Annotated in this window: 19 protein-coding genes; 14 read left to right on the forward strand and 5 right to left on the reverse strand. The window is 61.9% G+C overall.

The features are described 5' to 3' along the window. Positions 1-62: 62 nt before the first annotated feature. The 4 genes from yidC to rpmH all read right to left on the reverse strand — a co-directional run bounded on the left by yidC (position 63) and on the right by rpmH (position 2,670). Complete coding sequence (yidC, locus tag B3446_RS20495; protein ID WP_191578394.1) at positions 63-1,739, reverse strand: membrane protein insertase YidC; 1,677 nt, start codon at positions 1,737-1,739, stop codon at positions 63-65. Between the two features lie 48 nt (positions 1,740-1,787). After that, complete coding sequence (gene yidD, locus B3446_RS20500) at positions 1,788-2,060, reverse strand: membrane protein insertion efficiency factor YidD (RefSeq protein WP_175124832.1); 273 nt, start codon at positions 2,058-2,060, stop codon at positions 1,788-1,790. Further along, the gene (locus B3446_RS20505; protein WP_175124833.1) at positions 2,057-2,428 is read right to left on the reverse strand and encodes a ribonuclease P protein component; all 372 of its coding nucleotides are present in this window, start codon (positions 2,426-2,428) and stop codon (positions 2,057-2,059) included. The genes yidD and B3446_RS20505 overlap by 4 nt, the downstream gene beginning before the upstream one ends. Before the next feature lie 107 nt (positions 2,429-2,535). After that, entirely contained in the window at positions 2,536-2,670 is a 135-nt protein-coding gene (gene rpmH / locus B3446_RS20510) for a 50S ribosomal protein L34 (protein WP_006228069.1), read from the reverse strand. 391 nt (positions 2,671-3,061) lie between these two features. Between rpmH and dnaA the strand changes: the two genes are divergently transcribed. The 7 genes from dnaA to B3446_RS20545 all read left to right on the forward strand — a co-directional run bounded on the left by dnaA (position 3,062) and on the right by B3446_RS20545 (position 12,133). Continuing rightward, positions 3,062-4,522, forward strand: a complete 1,461-nt coding sequence (dnaA, locus tag B3446_RS20515; protein WP_175124834.1) for a chromosomal replication initiator protein DnaA — start codon at positions 3,062-3,064, stop codon at positions 4,520-4,522. 2 nt (positions 4,523-4,524) lie between these two features. Beyond that, entirely contained in the window at positions 4,525-5,634 is a 1,110-nt protein-coding gene (gene dnaN, locus B3446_RS20520) for a DNA polymerase III subunit beta (protein WP_175124835.1), read from the forward strand. Between the two features lie 95 nt (positions 5,635-5,729). Then, positions 5,730-8,177, forward strand: coding sequence for a DNA topoisomerase (ATP-hydrolyzing) subunit B (gyrB, locus tag B3446_RS20525; protein ID WP_175124836.1), 2,448 nt, complete (start codon positions 5,730-5,732; stop codon positions 8,175-8,177). A gap of 209 nt (positions 8,178-8,386) precedes the next feature. Further along, positions 8,387-8,980 (forward strand): restriction endonuclease subunit S, encoded by a 594-nt coding sequence (locus tag B3446_RS20530; protein ID WP_291384545.1) that lies wholly within the window; start codon positions 8,387-8,389, stop codon positions 8,978-8,980. After that, positions 8,973-10,424: an N-6 DNA methylase gene (locus tag B3446_RS20535; protein WP_291384547.1), complete on the forward strand. Its 1,452-nt coding sequence runs from the start codon at positions 8,973-8,975 to the stop codon at positions 10,422-10,424. The genes B3446_RS20530 and B3446_RS20535 overlap by 8 nt, the downstream gene beginning before the upstream one ends. 123 nt (positions 10,425-10,547) lie before the next feature. Continuing rightward, positions 10,548-11,534 (forward strand): Abi family protein, encoded by a 987-nt coding sequence (locus B3446_RS20540; RefSeq protein ID WP_291384549.1) that lies wholly within the window; start codon positions 10,548-10,550, stop codon positions 11,532-11,534. A gap of 212 nt (positions 11,535-11,746) precedes the next feature. After that, positions 11,747-12,133: a hypothetical protein gene (locus B3446_RS20545; RefSeq protein WP_291384551.1), complete on the forward strand. Its 387-nt coding sequence runs from the start codon at positions 11,747-11,749 to the stop codon at positions 12,131-12,133. A gap of 69 nt (positions 12,134-12,202) precedes the next feature. Here the strand turns inward: B3446_RS20545 and B3446_RS20550 are convergent, their stop codons facing one another. Continuing rightward, complete coding sequence (locus B3446_RS20550) at positions 12,203-12,520, reverse strand: hypothetical protein (protein ID WP_291384553.1); 318 nt, start codon at positions 12,518-12,520, stop codon at positions 12,203-12,205. Between B3446_RS20550 and B3446_RS20555 the strand changes: the two genes are divergently transcribed. The 7 genes from B3446_RS20555 to B3446_RS20585 all read left to right on the forward strand — a co-directional run bounded on the left by B3446_RS20555 (position 12,520) and on the right by B3446_RS20585 (position 18,287). After that, positions 12,520-12,870, forward strand: coding sequence for a hypothetical protein (locus B3446_RS20555; protein ID WP_291384555.1), 351 nt, complete (start codon positions 12,520-12,522; stop codon positions 12,868-12,870). The two genes, B3446_RS20550 and B3446_RS20555, sit on opposite strands and share 1 nt — an antisense overlap. Before the next feature lie 392 nt (positions 12,871-13,262). After that, complete coding sequence (locus tag B3446_RS20560; RefSeq protein ID WP_291384557.1) at positions 13,263-14,012, forward strand: SDR family NAD(P)-dependent oxidoreductase; 750 nt, start codon at positions 13,263-13,265, stop codon at positions 14,010-14,012. A 33-nt stretch (positions 14,013-14,045) separates the two neighbouring features. After that, on the forward strand, positions 14,046-14,501 hold the full coding sequence (locus B3446_RS20565) for a nuclear transport factor 2 family protein (protein ID WP_291384559.1): 456 nt from the start codon (positions 14,046-14,048) through the stop codon (positions 14,499-14,501). Between the two features lie 14 nt (positions 14,502-14,515). Beyond that, the gene (locus B3446_RS20570; protein ID WP_291384561.1) at positions 14,516-15,103 is read left to right on the forward strand and encodes a VOC family protein; all 588 of its coding nucleotides are present in this window, start codon (positions 14,516-14,518) and stop codon (positions 15,101-15,103) included. Between the two features lie 30 nt (positions 15,104-15,133). Then, positions 15,134-15,553: a putative quinol monooxygenase gene (locus B3446_RS20575; RefSeq protein ID WP_291384563.1), complete on the forward strand. Its 420-nt coding sequence runs from the start codon at positions 15,134-15,136 to the stop codon at positions 15,551-15,553. Positions 15,554-15,671: 118 nt separating this feature from the next. Beyond that, the gene (locus tag B3446_RS20580; protein ID WP_291384565.1) at positions 15,672-16,142 is read left to right on the forward strand and encodes a hypothetical protein; all 471 of its coding nucleotides are present in this window, start codon (positions 15,672-15,674) and stop codon (positions 16,140-16,142) included. 198 nt (positions 16,143-16,340) lie between these two features. Next, positions 16,341-18,287: a WG repeat-containing protein gene (locus B3446_RS20585; protein ID WP_291384567.1), complete on the forward strand. Its 1,947-nt coding sequence runs from the start codon at positions 16,341-16,343 to the stop codon at positions 18,285-18,287. Positions 18,288-18,309 lie beyond the last annotated feature (22 nt).

Below are 18,309 nucleotides of genomic sequence, written 5' to 3' on the forward strand. Positions count from 1 at the left end.
CATTGGCAACGGGCGAAAAAAAACCGGCCTCGAAAGGCCGGTTCTCTGTTCCGGGAGGGCGATCAGCGATTAGCCGCCACTTCCGACTTCTTCTGGATGGCGCGGGTGATGGACCACTGCTGCGCAATCGACAGGATGTTGTTGACGCACCAGTACAGCACCAGGCCGGCCGGGAAGAAGAACATCATCCCGCCGAACACCAGCGGCATGATCATCATGACCTTGGCCTGGATGGGATCCGGAGGCGTCGGGTTCAGTTTGATCTGCAGGAACATGGTGGCCATCATGATGGCAGGCAGAATGAAGAACGGATCGCGGACCGACAGGTCGTGCACCCACAGGATCCACGGCGCGCCGCGCATTTCCACGCTGGCCAGCAGCACCCAGTACAGCGAGATGAACACCGGAATCTGAACCAGCATCGGCAGGCAGCCGCCCAGCGGGTTGATCTTCTCGGTGCGGTACATCTCCATCATGGCCGCATTGAGCTTCTGCTTGTCGTCGCCGTACTTTTCCTTCAGGGCCTGCAGGCGCGGAGCGACCTGCTTCATGCGGGCCATGGAGCGGTAGCTGGCGGCGGCCAGGGGGTAGAACACGGCCTTGATCAGCACGGTCAGCGCGACGATCGTCCAGCCCCAGTTGCCCAGGATGGAGTGCAGCCAGGTCATCAGGGTGAACAGCGGCTTGGCGATGATGGTCAGCCAGCCGTAGTCGACCACCAGTTCCAGGCCAGGCGCCAGCGCGGCCATGGCCTTCTGGTCTTGCGGACCGACCCACAGGTGGGAATCGACGCGGGCGGCGGCGCCCGGCGCGATGTCGCCGACGGCTTCGATGCTGCGGCCGGCGTACAGGTTCGGCTGGACTTCAAGCAGTTCGTTGGTGCGCGGCTTGCCTTGCGGGGGCACCCAGGCCGTGGCGAAGTAGTGCTGGACGACGGCGATCCAGCCGTTGTCCGCCTGCTTGATGTAGCTGGCCTTCTTCTTCTGGATGTCGCTGAACGTGCTCTTCTGGAACTTGTCCTGATCCGAGTAGACGGCAAAGCCCGTGAACGTGTGATAGAAGCTGGACGTGTCGGCCGGGTCGTTGCCGTCGCGCTCGATCTGCAGGTACAGCGAGGGCGTGACGGGGGCGGTGCCGACGTTGGCCAGGTCATGGCGCACGTCGATGTCGTAGCGGCCACGGTGCAGGGTGAACGTCTTGGTGACCTTCACGCCGCCGGATTCGCCTTCGAACGTGACGACAAGGTTGTCGCCGGTCAGTTCGCGTTCCTGGGAGACCAGGCGGAAAGGCGTCTGATGCGTGGGAAAGCTCTGGCCGCTGGGGGCGCCGACCACGCCGGTCTGCACCACGTAGTTCAGGCCCGCCGAGCGGTCCAGCAGAACCGTGGGCTTGTCGGCCTGGCCGGTGGCCGGGTACTTCAGCAGTTCGGCGCGCACCAGTTGGGCGCCCATCGTGTCGAAGGTCAGGCGCAGCACGTCGGTGGTGATGACGACTTCTTCGGAGCGCGTGGGAACGGGCGTGGCGGCGCCAGGCACCGTGGAAGCCGGGGCAGCGGTGGCTGCCGGCGCGCTGGGCACCGACGGCGTGGCGTTGTTGGCTGCAGCCGGCGTTTCGCTCGTGCTGGCCGCGGGCGGGGCCCCGAACAGCGACGGCTTGCCGTTATGGATTTGCCAGTTGTTCCAAAGGAGCAACAGCGAAAAGGAAAAAATCATCCAGAGGACGGTTCGTCGGATATCCATGGTGCCTACTGAAGTGAATACGGGCCAGCAAAGCCCGCCAGTTTAGCGTCAATCGTGCTCGATGCGGTGGCTGTGGGAGCAGCAACGGGCGTCGTTGGTTCCCTTGGCCGGCGGAACCGGATCCAGGCCCCCGGGCGACCAGGGATGGCAACGGCCGATGCGCCGGACGCCCAGCCAGAAGCCGCGCCATGCACCGTGGCGCTCGATCGCTTCGATCGCGTACGCCGAGCAGGTCGGAGTAAAACGGCACTGCCGGCCGATCCAGGGACTCAGGAAGAACCTGTAGAACCGGATCGGGGCAATGAGTAGTGCCTTGATCATCGCGCGATCCGCTCAAAGTGAGCGTCCACTTCGGCTCGTGCTGCGCGTTTCAACGCAGTGAGCGTGGCGGGCGCAACCTTGCTATGCAGGCGCACGACATAATCTTTTGCCGGCAGCGCCAGGCGCCGATGGCGGAACGCTTCGCGGATGACCCGCTTCAAGGCGTTGCGCGTGGAGGCGTGGGCGGCAAACCGCTTGGCGATGATGAGCCCCAAACGAGCACAGGCGTCCTGGCCGGGAGGCAGATCATTGGGAGCGGCGCTCACAATGAAGAATGCCCCTCGGGCAAGACGCCGGCCTTTAAGGGCGGCGGCAAACTCGGAGGGGCGATGCAGCCGCGCCTCCGGGGGAAGCGTGGAGCGCGGCATGGACTGCGGATCAGGCGGTTGCGCGGAACCGGAACAGGATTGCGAGAGATCTTGCAATATGGTCGGTCCGTGCGAAAGTCAGTTTCCGGAAAACCGGAAAACTGGACTTAGACGGCCAGACGCTTGCGGCCCTTGGCGCGGCGGGCGCTCAGGATGGCGCGGCCAGCGCGGGTTTTCATGCGCACGCGAAAGCCATGGGTGCGCTTGCGACGGGTAACGGAAGGTTGGTAGGTGCGTTTCATGGACGATCCACAAAAAGAACAAAGTCAGAAGGGACCTGCCCGGAGGGTTCCACGTCGCGCTAAGCAGAAGCGGGTATCCAGAGAGCGTTTTTGCATGGGTTTTGCATCCAGTGCAAAAAACAACTCTTAGACGGGGCTCTGTACCGAGAATTTCATCTCGGGCGACCTATTCAGCAAAGCTAAAAACCGGACAAATTGCTCTGGTAAGAGCGTGTCCGGCCAAGCTTTCTGCGAAACCTTCTGACAGACAGAATTCGGAAAAGCCCACCATTTCAGCAAGTTTTCCCTGTCTTGTCAAACAGTTAAGGGGGTGCCATATAGACGCTTATGCCCCTCCCTGTGGATAACCCCCGCCCGGGCAAGGTAGAATCGAGGTTTGAATAAGAGCGACATGAAAGAATTCTGGCAGACCTGCGTCAGTCGTCTTGAGCAGGAACTCCCCCCCCAACAAATCAGCGCGTGGATACGACCGCTGGTTCCGCTTGCGTACGACGAAACGCAGGCGGTGCTGCGCGTTGCCGCGCCCAACCGCTTCAAGCTGGATTGGGTGCGCAAAAACTTTTCCCACCAGATCGAAGCGTTGGCCGCGGAGTGGTTCAAGCGACCGGTGCAGGTGCTGTTCGAGCTGCCTTCGCAAGGGACCGCGCCGCGTATGCCGGTCGCGCCCGTGCGTGCGCAGCAGCCAGCGCAGCAACCGCACCCGTCCGCTGCGCCCCCTTCCGGCGCCGCGCCGCCCGTGACGGTCACCGTGACCACCGCCCCGCCCCCGCCCGCCACGACCGCCGCTGCGCAGGCCGTGAACGCGGACGCGGCCAATATCGTGTACGAGCGATCGCGCCTGAACACCGACCTCACGTTCGAGAACTTCGTGACCGGTAAGGCCAACCAGCTCGCGCGCGCGGCGGCGTTGCAGGTCGCGGAAAATCCCGGCACCTCGTACAACCCGTTGTTCCTGTATGGCGGCGTCGGCCTGGGCAAGACCCACCTGATCCACGCCATCGGCAACGCCATGGTTGCGGCGGGCACCGGGGTGCGCGTGCGCTATGTGCATGCCGACCAATACGTGTCCGACGTGGTCAAGGCGTACCAGCGCAAGGCATTCGACGATTTCAAGCGGTACTACCATTCGCTCGATCTTCTGCTGATCGACGACATCCAGTTCTTCTCCGGCAAGAACCGTACGCAGGAAGAATTCTTCTACGCGTTCGAGGCGATGGTCGCGCAGCGCAAGCAGATCATCATCACCAGCGATACGTACCCCAAGGAACTGTCGGGCATCGACAGCCGCCTGATCTCGCGTTTTGACTCGGGCCTCACGGTCGCCATCGAGCCGCCCGAACTTGAAATGCGCGTGGCGATTCTGCTGCGCAAGGCCGAGTCCGAAGGCGTGCCCATGCCCGAGGAAGTGGCCTTCTTCATCGCCAAGCACCTGCGCAGCAACGTGCGCGAACTGGAAGGCGCGCTGCGCAAGGTCCTGGCCTATGCGCGCTTCCACGGCCGCGACGTGCTGACGGTGGATGTCTGCAAAGAAGCCCTGAAGGACCTGCTGTCGGTGTCCAACGGCCAGATCACCGTGGAAAACATCCAGAAAACGGTGGCGGACTTCTACAAGATCAAGGTCGCCGACATGTACTCGAAACGCCGGCCGGCCAATATCGCGTTGCCGCGCCAGGTTGCGATGTACCTGGCCAAGGAGCTGACCCAGAAAAGCCTGCCGGAAATCGGCGATTTATTCGGCGGCCGTGATCACACCACGGTGCTGCACGCCGTTCGCAAGATTTCCGATGCCCGCGCCAAGCAAGCGGAGCTCAACCATACCCTGCACGTGTTGGAACAAACTCTAAAAGGATGAACATGCAACTCGTACAAACCACACGCGATGCATTGCTGAAACCGCTGTCGACTGTGGCGGGCATCGTCGAAAGACGCCATACCCTGCCCATTCTTGCGAACATCCTGATGCGCAAGGAAGGCAACAAGGTTGCCTTCATTGCGACCGACCTGGAAGTGCAGATCACGACGCACGCCGACTTTGGTGTCGGCCAGGACAACGAGTCCACCACGGTGGCCGCGCGCAAGCTGCTGGACATCCTGAAAGCCCTGCCCGATACCGGCGACGTGCGTCTGGCCCTGGCCAGCAACAAGCTGTCGGTGCAATCCGCCAAGAGCCGCTTTGCGCTGCAGACGCTGGCCGCCAGCGAATTCCCCACCGTGGCCCAGCCCGAGCAGTGGGACGTATCGCTGACCATGCCGCAGCGCACCCTGCGCCACCTGTTCAACATGGTGCACTTCGCCATGGCCCAGCAGGACATCCGCTACTACCTGAACGGCATGCTGCTGGTGTTTGAACCGGGCCGTGTGCGCGCGGTTGCCACCGACGGCCACCGTCTGGCGCATTGCTCCACCGAAGCCGATGGCATCGCCGAGCGCCACGAAGTCATCGTGCCGCGCAAGACCGTGCTGGAAATGCAGCGCCTGCTGGAAGACTCCGACGAGACCGTCTCCATCGACGTCGCGCCGGGCCAGATCCGTTTCCGCTTTGGCGACGTCGAGCTGGTCTCCAAGCTGGTCGAAGGCAAGTTCCCCGATTTCACGCGCGTGATTCCCACGAACTACTCGCGCCACTTCCTGGTCGGCCGCGAAGCGCTTCAGGGCAGCCTGCAGCGCGCCGCCATCCTGACCACGGACAAGTTCAAGGGCGTGCGCCTGCAACTGGCGCAGAACCAGATGAAGATCTCGTCCTCGAACGCCGAGCAGGAAGAGGCCCAGGAAGAAATCGACATCGACTACAGCCATGAAGCGCTGGACGTGGGCTTTAACGTGGGCTATCTGCTCGACGTGCTGTCCAACGTGAAGGTCGACAACATCCAGTGGTCGGTCATGCCCGATGCCAATGCGTCGGCGCTCATCACCCTGCCCGAAGACGACCAGTTCAAATACGTCGTCATGCCCATGCGGATCTGATCCGCATTCCCCCGTGGGTTTGTGCCGCTTGCGGACCGATGGTCCGCGGGCGGTCCGGCCGCCAGGCCGTTCTTTAAAGCGTTATCGATACAGACATGTCAGATCAGCAGAACACCACTCCCGAGACCAGCGGCTACGGCGCTGACTCGATCAAGATGCTCAAGGGGCTGGAGGCCGTGCGCAAGCGCCCCGGCATGTACATCGGCGACACGTCCGACGGCACCGGCCTGCACCACATGGTGTTTGAGGTCGTCGATAACGCCATCGACGAAGCCCTGGCCGGCTATTGCGACGACATCGTCGTCACGATCCACACCGACAACTCCATCTCCGTCACGGACAACGGCCGCGGCATCCCGACCGACATCCACAAGGACGACGAATTCCACCGCAGCGCGGCCGAAATCGTCATGACCGAACTGCACGCCGGCGGCAAGTTCGACCAGAACTCGTACAAGGTGTCCGGCGGCCTGCACGGCGTGGGCGTGTCTTGCGTGAACGCGCTGTCCGAATGGCTGCGTCTCACCATCCGCCGCAACGGCCAGGTGCACCAGATGGAATTCCGCCAGGGCGAGCGCGTTGCGCCCCTGGCCGTGACCGGCACGACCGACAAGCGCGGCACCGAAGTGCGCTTCCTGGCCGACCCGATCATCTTCAACAACATCGAATACCACTACGAGATCCTCTCCAAGCGTCTGCGCGAGCTCTCGTTCCTGAACAACGGCGTCAAGATCCGCCTGATCGACCAGCGTCAGGGCAAGGAAGAGAACTTCGCGTTCTCGGGCGGCGTGAAGGGCTTTGTTGAATACATCAACCGCGCCAAGACCGTGCTGCACCCGAACGTGTTTTCGGTCAGCACCGAATCCTCCGCCGGCGGCGTGTCCGTGGGCGTCGAAGTGGCGATGCAGTGGAACGACAGCTACAGCGAAAGCGTGCTGTGCTTCACCAACAACATTCCGCAGCGCGACGGCGGTTCGCACCTGACCGGCCTGCGCGCCGCGATGACGCGCATCATCAACAAGTACATCACGGACAACGAGCTGGCCAAGAAGGCCAAGGTCGAGACGTCCGGTGACGACATGCGCGAAGGCCTGGCCTGCGTGCTGTCCGTGAAGGTGCCCGAGCCCAAGTTCAGCAGCCAGACCAAGGACAAGCTGGTGTCCAGCGAAGTGCGTCCGGCCGTCGAAGAAGCCGTGGCCCGTACGCTGGAAACCTGGCTGCTCGAGCACCCGAACGACGCCAAGGCCCTGTGCAACAAGATCGTCGAAGCCGCCCGTGCACGCGAAGCCGCGCGCAAGGCGCGCGAAATGACGCGCCGCAAGAGCGTGCTGGAAGGCGCCGGCCTGCCCGGCAAGCTGGCTGACTGCCAGGAAAAAGACCCCGCGCTGTGCGAGCTGTACATCGTCGAGGGTGACTCCGCAGGCGGCTCGGCCAAGCAAGGCCGCGACCGCAAGTTCCAGGCCATCCTGCCGCTGCGCGGCAAGGTGCTGAACGTCGAGAAGGCGCGCTTTGACCGCCTGATCGCCAGCGAACAGATCGCCACGTTGATCACGGCGCTGGGCACCAGCATCGGTCCCGATTTCAACGTGGACAAGCTGCGCTACCACCGCCTCATCATCATGACTGACGCGGACGTCGACGGCGCACACATCCGCACCCTGCTGCTCACGCTGCTGTACCGTCAGATGCCCGAGCTGGTGCAGCGCGGTTACGTGTACATCGCGCAGCCGCCGCTCTACAAGGTCAAGGTTGGCCGCGAAGAGCGCTATCTGAAGGATGACCAGGAAGAAGCGCAGTTCATGCTGACGCTCGCCCTGAAGGACGCCGAGATCATCTCGGGCGGCAACATCATCCGCGGCGAAGAGCTGAACGACCTGGCCCGCCAGTACGTGGCAGCCGACGGCGTCATCGCCCGCCTGTCGCGCGTCTTCGACGTTGGCGCGCTGTCGGCCATGGCCGAAGGCGTGGAGATCAACCTGGACACGGCCGAATCCACCGCCGACTCCGCCAAGCGGCTGGCCGATGCCATGCGCGATCCCATCAATGGCAATGGCGTTGAGGTCGTTCCGCAATTCGACGAAGCCACCGAACGCCATCGCCTGTCCGTGCAGCGCATGCACCACGGCAACGTGCGCGTCAGCATCATCGACGCCGACTTCATCAATGGCTCGGATTACGCCATTCTGTCCAAGGCTGCCAAGAGCTTCCTGGGCAAGGTCGGCGCGCGTTCGATGGCCGCGCGCGGTGAAGGCGACAAGCGCAAGGAGCAACCCGTGTCCGACTTCCGCGAAGCCATGCAGTGGCTGCGCAGCGAAGCCGATCGCAGCATCTCCAAGCAGCGCTACAAGGGTCTGGGCGAAATGAACCCCGAACAGCTGTGGGAAACCACGATGGACCCGAAGGTGCGCCGCCTGTTGCGCGTGCAGATCGAGGACGCTATCGCGGCCGACGAGGTCTTCACGACGCTGATGGGTGACGACGTCGAACCGCGCCGCAACTTCATCGAAACGCACGCGCTGTCGGCGGGCAACATCGACGCTTGATTGACGTAGAAATGCCCGTAGCATTGGAAATGGAGCCTAGTGGCCGCGAAAGTTGTGTGCCCTTCGCTTTACATTGGTACCGGTTAAAGGGCTGTAACTTGGGCTCTCCCAACGGGCAACGACAACGCCGCGCCCTTTTGTACAAATAATTCTACTGCTTGCGTTTTGGTGGGGTACGCACTACACTGCCGCAACAGTAGAGTTATTTGATGAAAACCGTTCTCCCCCTCAAAGACTTGGCCGAAGTCCACACGGCAGTGGTCTTTCGTGATCAAGCACCGCAAGTGCATCCTGAAGGCAACGTCCGTGCGTTGGCCATCCGAGATGTTGTGTCTTCGACTCCCGTGAGCTGGGACAAACTGCCGCGCGTAGTTGTAGCAGACAGGTACCTTGGAAATTGCCTGCAGGAGGGTGATGTGGTCATCCCCTCGCGGGGAGACTATTACAGGGCATGGCTTTTCACGGGTGCGGACATACCGGTTTTGCCGGTGGGTCAGTTAAACGTAATCCGTCCGACTGCTGGATTGGATGCCGGATACTTGGTGTGGTTTCTCAACCTGCCGACCACTAATGCCAAGCTGAGGCAAATGCTGACCGGCACCAGCATAAAAGCGTTGACCAAGACGACTCTCCAGACGCTAGGGGTGGACCTCCCCGATATGGGGCGCCAACGCCTCATCGCCGAAGTTGTCCAACTGGCGACGCGGATCGCTGTTATTCGACATCGGTTGACAGAACTGGATGCTATAGAGGTAGCTCAGATGGCCGACCTCTTTTCACACCGTGGAGGCGACTATGCTTGACCCTGAAGCAAAGCGTGCCATCCGTCACGCAATCTTGCGCGTCTTCGCTTCAGTCCGTGCCGTGGCTGATGTCACCGAGGTTCGTGACCACCTCATGGCATTGCTGGTACTGAAGTACGCTTCTGACCGCACTCCTGGAAACGCTAGCTATGCAGTTGCCCTCGATGCGGATCCCGACTCATTGCCGCCGTTTGGGCGGCTGCTCAGCGATAAGCACATGCCCGATGTCGGACGCCGTATTGACCGGGCATTGGCCGAGTTGGAGAGGCAGCATCCGCTGCTGCAAGATGCCTTTCACAACGTCCGTTTCGACTCCTCTCTGCTGGGCGACCCCAAGCGACGGCAATACATCATCGCCGATCTGCTGAGCTGCTTCGATTTGCCCGAGTTCGACTTTCGAAGCGGAGCAAGCGCCGAGACGGCGGGCTTTGCCTGCGAAACGCTTATCAGCGAGGCCGCCGTCGCCGCTGGGAAGCGTGGTGCCGAGTTTTTTACCCCGCCCGAGGTTTCTCGGCTAATCGCCGCGCTCGTCCTGCCCACAGCTGGAGAGAGCGTCGGTGATCCGTGCTGCGGTTCTGGCTCGTTATTGTTAGCCTGCAGTGAGTTCGCGCGTGCCCGCTCTGGCGGTGAGGGCTGTCAGCTGTTCGGTCAGGAGAAAAATGGCAGCACCTGGGCCCTCGCAAAAATCAACATGTTTGTGCACGAGGAGCTCGCCGCTCAACTGGCATGGGGAGACACTCTTACAGACCCGCGCCTGTTATCGGGAGGCCAACTGCAGAGATACGACGTGGCGGTTTCAAGCCTGCCGCTCAACGTAAAGGATTGGGGACATCAGGCCGCCGAAAACGATCACTTCGGTCGCTACCGACGCGGCATTCCGCCGCGGGCCACGGCTGACTACGCGTTCATCAGTCACATGGTGGAGACGCTGAAGCCTGGTCATGGCCGAATGGCGGTGGTAGTTACCCATGGTGTCCTCTTCCGCGGCGGTGCGGAGCTCCAAATACGCAGGCATTTGCTGGAGGAAAACCTCGTGGACGCCGTGATCGCGCTGCCTGCTAAGCTGCTTCCAAACACGTCACTGCCGATTGCACTGCTGGTTTTGCGTAAGGATAAGGGCGATGGGCATGTGCTCTTCATCGACGCCAGCCGCCAGTTCGAGCACGGTAAAACCCAGAATCAGCTCCGCGATGAGGATCTCGCGGAAATCGAAGCAACGTATGCAGGCAGGGCCGATGTGGAGGGCTATGCGCGCATGGTGTCGTTGGAAGACATCTTGCAGAACGACTGCAACCTCAATGTGGCCCGCTATGTGGATGCCTTGGAGCAGGTCCGCCCGGTGGACTTAGAGGCACTCCGCTCGGAGCGCGCGCAGTTGCACGCCGAGCTGGCATGTCTGGAGAGCCGGTTTGCCGACCTCTTCCAAGAGGTCAGCCATGCATGACTAAAAGGAAAACGGCCGCTTTCGCGGCCGCCCCCTCATTTGCGTCTTGGAGCTTGACGTCCGTCCGAAGAGGGATCTATCAAACCATTTAGCCCAAGCGCTTACAAGAAAATTATAACACGCATGCTTAAACAGATCAAAAACCATACAGCGGGTAATCTGGGACGCATCCAAGCTCTCTCACATGCACGCTTGAGCAACTACCGCAGTTTCTTCGGTGCGAAGGATGATGCGCAAGCCTTGGGGCTCTATCAGTGGAACGAGGAGCTTAGCGCCTGCCTCTTCCGCACCATTTCGCTGGTCGAGGTGGTGCTACGCAATCAGTTCCACAAGGCTTTTAGCCTGCGCTACGGCGTCGTGGGCGGATATGGGTCCAAAGACTGGTACGAATATGTCGCGCTACCGCCCTATGCCAGGAACAAAATTGAGTGCATCACTCATTCCACGCACGGTTTTCACAAATTGCCGCGCTTGCCTGCTCCGTCACCGGACGACGTGGTGTCGCGCCTGACTTTCGGCTTTTGGCCGCACCTGCTTGATCTAAAAAAGGACGCGCTGAATCAAGATATCGATTGGGGTCAAATCCTGCTAGACGTGATTCCCGGCCATCGGCAGCGTCAAACCTCTCACTGGGCCAAGCAAAAACACCAGGACGGCCTCTTCGCTCGCTTGCATTTGTGCAACAGCTTGCGCAATCGCATCGCTCACCACGAACCCATCTGGAAGCTGGGCGAGCTGATGACCGAAAGGCGTGCTCGCCCAGGCAAGCCCCTCGCGGTAGATGCCCCCGCACCCACTAACTCCGACGAGGCACTTGCGCGACTTCGCCTGTTGTACGGCCGCGTGGTCGAACTGCTGGCCTGGCTGTCGCCCGACCTGGCGAATCAGCACACCAGGTGCGAGTTACACCTGCGATGTCTGAACCTGCTGCAGCCGGCTACTTTGCAGGCCTACCGCCTAGTTTTGCCACCGGCAGAAATCAACCTTGCCACCGTGCGAAACTTCCGCGCGCTAAGAAAGGCGTTGCGTTATGCCGCGTGTCGCCAACAACCTGTGCTGCTCAGGGACGGGCACCGCACCCTGGGTCACCTCACCAGTTTGCAGCTCTGAGACTTCGGCCCCGCTTCTTGTGAGCTTCACCCTCGAATCCTGGCGCTGGAAATTCGCCAATACGATGCGCGGTCTCATCGACTTGTCAAACCTCAAGAACTATGTCCGGCCCGCGAGTCCTTAAGCGCGTCAGCGATGTGTTCTAGGAGCGTTTGCGGCAGTTGGAACAGGAGCAGAAGCTCGGCGCTAAGGAAGCAGAAGTGTAGTTGCGCATGTCCTCGCTTAGTGCCCGCTGGCCCAGCCTGATCGCCCGCACACAGATCGTCGATGTGGCTCTGGACAAAGCCTTTTTAGACATCGAGGCCAACAATACCGACTTGCAACAGGTGCTGATGGCCACGCAATACCACGACAGCTTCGCGAACGGATCAAAGTCCTCGTCAGCCAGCCGTTCGCCCGCGCCCTTCCACAATGCCGGCATCCCGACCTGTATGCTGGTACAGAACGGGCGCAAGCCCCCCGCGCTACAGGGCAGAGTCATTATTATCGACGCCATTCGCGAGTGCCTCGTCAAGTACGCCGTTCTTCATTCAATGGAATGGGGTGCCACGGAGATGCAGGCAAATTTGGTCCACATCGATGACCAACCTGGGATATGAGCCGCCGTTCGGCCTTTTTGGACCCGCCGAACGCATTCACCCAATCAAGCGCCCCGGACGCCTCTGCAATCAAAGGGCGAGTCCGGTGCGGCGCCGGATGAACAGGATCTCCTTAGTGATGTCGATGGAGATGACGACGGGGCGGGCAGTGCCGCCGATGCGCGTGCCGCCCGGCCGCGTCTGGGCGAATTGGTGGCGTTCATGCGGTCGCATGCGGATCGCGATGATGCGCCGCACGTGCTGCAGTTTGACGCCGCTACGCAGCATCTGGACGAGCTGATCGATGAAGACGACGGCGAAGGCGACCTGTGGATAAGCGCAAATCTGATGAGCTGTCGTGACTGCACGCGGACGGCGCGGCGGCGTACGTTCACCAGACGCGCGCATTGTGCGACGAACGCTGGCGGGCGCTGCAGCAAGGCATGCAGGTCGGCGACGTGGCCGCCGTCTGTCAGTTGCTGGACGTGCAGGACGTCGGCGACTCGTCCGGCTGGGCGTGGCGCTTTGGTTTTGGCGGACTGTCGCACTCCTACTTTCACGAACAGGAGCCGGCCCGCACGGTCAGCTTCGAAGACTACGTGGCCGAGGGTGGCGATGATGACGGCGCCTGGCTTGGCGGCGGGTTGTACCGCTACCGTGCGGACAAGCTGTGGGGGCTGCGGGCCGTCGATACGGAAACCGAGTCCGACGACGAATGCTGGCTGCCGGTGATCCTTTTGAATCCCGTGAATACCTAGTTTTTCCCGGGAGTTCTGGCGTTCGTAATAGGGGCTGCTTTTGTAGCCCCTTTTTCTTTGGTTCTCGGCTTTTCGAGCCGAGCTCCGCTGCGGGCAAAGCGCTTCCAGATTTCACCATCAACCAGGTGAAAAACCGCCCCTGCTTCCGCTACGCGCACATCGCTGGATCCCCATCAACGATCGCTGGATCCCCATCAACGGGTCCACGCATGACATCCGTCGCTCCGCGCTAATTATCCATAAAAATGGATAGTCATTTCAATCTTGCAGGGTTTATCCATTATCCCGGCACGCCTACAGTACCTCCATGCGCAGTCAACGCGGCGATTCAGGAAACTCCCCTCCCTAGCCGGCTGACTGAAAACTTCCTCATCAGGTAAATGGAGCTCATCATGAATCAGCAACTCAACGGCAAGATTGCACTCGTCACCGGCGGCACCACGGGCATCGGGCTGGCGACCGCTCAGGAATTGGCCGCGCAAGGCGCGCGCGTCTTCATCACCGGCCGCCGCCAGGCCGAACTGGAGGCCGCCGTGGCCAGCATCGGCGTCGCGGCAACCGGCATCCGCGCAGACGCGTCGGTGCTGAGCGACCTGGACAACGTCTACGCCCAGATCGCCAAGAGCGCCGGTAAGCTCGACATCCTTTTCGCCAACGCGGGCGGCGGAGACATGATGCCGCTGGGCGCGATCACGGAAGAGCACTTCGATCGCATCTTCGGCACCAACGTGCGCGGCACCCTGTTCACTGTGCAAAAGGCGTTGCCGTTGCTGGTTGATGGCGCCTCGGTGATCCTGACCGCGTCGACCGTATCGATCCAGGGGACGGAAAATTTCAGCGTGTATAGCGCCAGCAAGGCGGCGGTGCGCAACTTTGCGCGCTCGTGGGCGCTGGATCTGAAGCCGCGCGGCATCCGCGTAAACGTCGTCAGCCCCGGTCCGATCCGTACGCCGGGACTGGGCGGTCTGGTCCCCGACGAAGCCCGCCAGGGGTTGTTCGATCATCTGGCCGCGCAGGTGCCGCTGCGCCGCCTGGGCGAACCGCAAGAGATCGGCAAGGCTGTGGCGTTTCTGGCTTCCGACGCGGCGAGCTTCGTCAATGGCATTGAGCTGTTTGTCGACGGCGGGATGGCGCAGGTCTGAGCGCATTGCGCTTCCGATCGCGACTTCTCAAGCATGAAAGCCTTGATTCATTGCGTACTGGCGCTGGCTGCGATGGGCAGCGCGCCTTACGCGCACGCACAGGAAATTTCACACATGAAACCCGCCATGCAAGACACGGCCGATCTGGCACAACGCTTGATCGACATCCATTTTTCGATATGGAACGACGCCGACTCCCGATCCCGCGAATTGAAGTTTGACGAGGTGTATACGCAAGACTTCTTCGTGGCCGATCAAAGCGGCGTTGCTGCGGGTTACGCGGCGGTAAACCGCCTGATCACGCAGTTGCAAGGCACCCATGCGGGATTCCTGTTCGCGCCAGCGCCGATCACTTGGAATCATGGTGTCGGCCGCGTGGTCTGGAACTATGGTCCGCCCAGCCATCCGGACCAGGTGCATGGCGAAGATATCTTCACCATCAAAGACGGCAAGCTTGCGAGCGCCCACGTCTTTCTCGATCGTCAGTAATGGGGATGCGCATCATGAAACTACTGGCTTCTTGCTTCATGGCAATTGGCGTTCTGGCAGGTGGCGCATCGCAGGCGGCTGGCATCGGTGTCGCAGGCGTGGATCACGTGGGTATCAACGTGCCCGATCTGAAGCAGGCGGAGGCATTCTTCGACAGTGCCTTCGGATGCGAACCGGTGACACGAATCGGGCCATTCCAGCTGGATCCGACGGCGTCGCCCGATGCTGCGGGTTTCGCGCCCCGCGCTGACAGCGTCACGATCGCCATGCTGCGTTGTGGGGAAGGTTCGAACATCGAGTTGTTCGAATACGTGAATTCGCGGGGGAGCAGGGTCATGCCTCGCGCCGAGGATATCGGCGCCTCGCAAATCGCGTTCTACACCGACGATATCGAGGGCGCGGTGTCTTATCTGAAGGCCCGGGGCATCACCGTGCTGGGAAAACCCGTGACGATGACATCGGGCGATACCGAAGGCGAGACATGGGTGCACTTTCGCTCGCCTTGGGGTTCAGACATGGAACTCGTCAGCTACCCGAAGGGCAAGGGATATGAACACCGCACCAGCCTCAGGCTGTGGAATCCCAAGCACCCCGCCCAGTGAACCGTCAAACGTACCATCGACAGGATTGATATGAATCTTCCCCATCAACCCGGCGCCTACGGCGCCCAATTTCCCGACCATGGCCAGTCTCACGCCGACCATGACAAAGACTTGCCGACAGCGGTTGTGGTTGCGGCCTATTACCGCGTGCATCCGCAAGACCGGCAGTCATTCATTGACGCCGTCATTCCCGACATGGTGGCAGCCCGAAAGATGCCCGGTTGCGTCTACTACGCCTTTGCCGCGGATCTGACGGACGCCAATCTGTTTCATCTGTTGGAGGGCTGGGCGGATGAGGCGGCCTACGAGCATCACGAACAAGCGCCCTCGTTTCTTGCGGCGCTGGCGCATGTCGTCAAGCATGTGCGGATTCTGGATCGGCAGGGAATCCGGTATGAAGTCGCGCGGCAGATCATCGATGACCCACGGAGCAAGGTGGCGCCGGCTTAAGGCGTCCAGCGTCACGCGATGCGCGGGATAGCCCGTGCGATTCGCGTGCCGATGTTTGCAGGACGGCATTCGCGCGTTCGGCCCAACGTTTTCGAGCCGCTTATTCAGAGACCCCACCATGATTGTAGAAATCGGTAGTGCCAATTCGACGCCCGTCGCTTCGCGGTACGAATCACCCTCCCCCCCTTCCACTTCTCAAGTGAATGAAGTCAGCGCCACGGAGCCGGAGTCGCAGACGAATGCCGACGCGTCGTCGGCCGACGCGTCGGCGGCGCAGCAGAGCAAGGAGTCAGATCCCGCCAAGAATGGAGGCGAATCGCTAGAGTCGCTCAGAGAGCAGATCGCGCAATTGGAAAAGCAGCTGGCGCAAGCGCTGGAAGAGTTGCGCGATGTTCAGTCGGCCACCATGGACGAAAAGCAGAAGGCCGCGTTGACGGCCGCCCTGCAGGTGAAAGTGGCCGTGTTGAACTCGTCTTTGATGTCCATGATGATGAAGCTGGCAGAGGCCATTGCCAATGAGAACGGCAAGAATTTTGAAAGTGCGGTTGCGCTGGCGGCGTCTCAAAGCGGTGGCGGCAATGCGGGTTGAAAGGACGCCGGCGGAAATGCCTGCAGGGGATTCGCGAATACACTTCGGTCAGGAAGACCTGACGAAAGGCCGTGCAGATTGAAGTTGATTGCACATCGAAGGCCAGCCCGATCCGGGCTGGCCTTCGGCTTTCCGGATCGGCTATCGGGTGTCACCAATCAAGCGCCCCGGGCGCCTCTGCAATCAAAGGAAGTGAAGATGGGAAATCGGGCCTGGCTGTATCTGTGCTCGGACGAGGATGAAGGCGAGCCGCCCGCGGAGATCGCCAGCGCGAACGGCAACCTGCCGACGTTGTGGCAGGTGCTGCTGGCGGAGGGCGAGTCCGGTGCGGCGCCCAATGACCAGGACCTCCTTGGTGATGGCGATGGCAATGGTGCGGGCATGGCCGCCGATGCGCGCGTTGCCCATCAGCGGCTGGGCGAACTGGCGGCATTCATGGGGGCGCACTCGGATCGCGACGATGCGCTGCCCGTGCTGCAGTTCGATGCCGCCGTGCAGTATCTGGGCGAGCTGATCGATGAACACGACGACGACGGCGACTTGTGGATACGCGCAAATCTGAATGAATTGTCGTGGTTGCACGCGGACGGCGCGGCGGCTTACGTGCACCAGACGCGCACCCTGTGCGAAGAACGCTGGCTAGCCGTGCGGCAAGGCATGCAGGCCGGTGACCTGGCCGCTGTGTGCCGATTGCTGGACGTGCAAGATGCTGGTGACGCCTCCGGCTGGGCGTGGCGCTTCGGTTTCGGCGGGCTGTCGCATTCCTATTTCCACGAACAGGATCCGGCCCGCACGGTCAGCTTCGAGGATTACGTTGCCGAGGGGGGCGACGATGAGGACGCGTGGCTTGGCGGCGCGCTGTATCGCTACCGTGTGGACAAGTTGTGGGGGCTGCGGGCGGTCGATCCGGAGGCCGAGTCTGGCGACGACAACGACGACGATTGCTGGCTGCCGGTGATGGCGCCGCAGTGGGATGCGATCTGGCGCAGTGGCGCGTCCGATGAGGGCGTGCTGTGGATAAGCAGTGAAGGACGCACCGGGCTGCTGCGCGTGACGGACAACGTTGCACACGTGCTGGTGCCGCCGCGCTTTGACGCGGTGTGGGATTTTGAAGAAGACGTGGCAAGCATCCAGATTGGCGACAAGGTCGGTTTGATCGCCGCGGATGGCCGTGAAATCCTGCCGCCCTCTTTGGACGAGGCCTGGAACTGCGCGCAGGGCCTGGTGGTGGCGCGCGTGGGAGATCAACTCGGCTTTGTGGACAAGTCGGGCGGCTGGGCGATCACGCCGCGCTTCGAGGACGCGGGGTCGTTCTGCCCCGGGGGCCTGGCGCCCGCGTTCGAGGCGCCGGCGTGGGGTCTCGTCGACCGGCGTGGCGATTGGGTAGCGGCGCCCGAGTGGGACGACGTTTGTTGGGACGAGGACCTGCATGCGTTCATCACCGAGCGCGATGGGATGCAGGGGCTGATTGACGCGTCGGGGCGGCCGGTACTGGATGCGTGCTTTGCTGCGCTGGCGCCGCTGGATACTGCAGCCGACTCAGCCGAGCTGTGGAAAAGCGGTCTGATGCGGATCAGCGTCCTGACGCAAGACGCGCGGCGCGGGGTGGTCGATGGCGAAGGCGCGGTGCGGGTGCCGATCGTTTACAGCGATCTCGGCGAGGTGAGCTGGCTGCCGTCGGAACGGCCTGGCATCCCCGAGCCCGCGCCGGAAGGCCAAGCGGGGCGGTATGCGCGGATCCTGGCGAACGTGGGGCTAGATGACGATGGCGACGAGACGTGGGCCGAGGGCGTCTATGACATGGCCGAGGGGCGTGAAGTGCTTGCTTGCCGGCATGTGCTGACGTTCGGGTTGGCGTGGAACGGCGCGTATGGCTGGCTGGTGTTGCAAGCGGGCCAGGCGCCCTGCCCTCACAACGTGGACGGGCTTTACGTGGGCGTGGCTCGCGCTGGTGGCGACTGGCTGCATGAACCTGTGTACGCCTGGATCGGTTCGCCGGAATCCTTGCAGACTGCGGCGGGCGTTTACAACGGCCCGCCGGCGATTGTCCCGCAGTGGAACGAGGGCGAGCCGGTGCGGGCCATGCGGGGCGATACGGGTGTGCTGGTGATGCTGCACCGTGACGGGCGGGAGACGCCGGCCTAGGCAATTGCGGCAACGGTGTCAG

Source organism: Achromobacter sp. UBA5777, assembly GCF_002418565.1.
GTDB classification, from domain to species: Bacteria; Pseudomonadota; Gammaproteobacteria; order Burkholderiales; family Burkholderiaceae_B; genus Achromobacter; species Achromobacter animicus.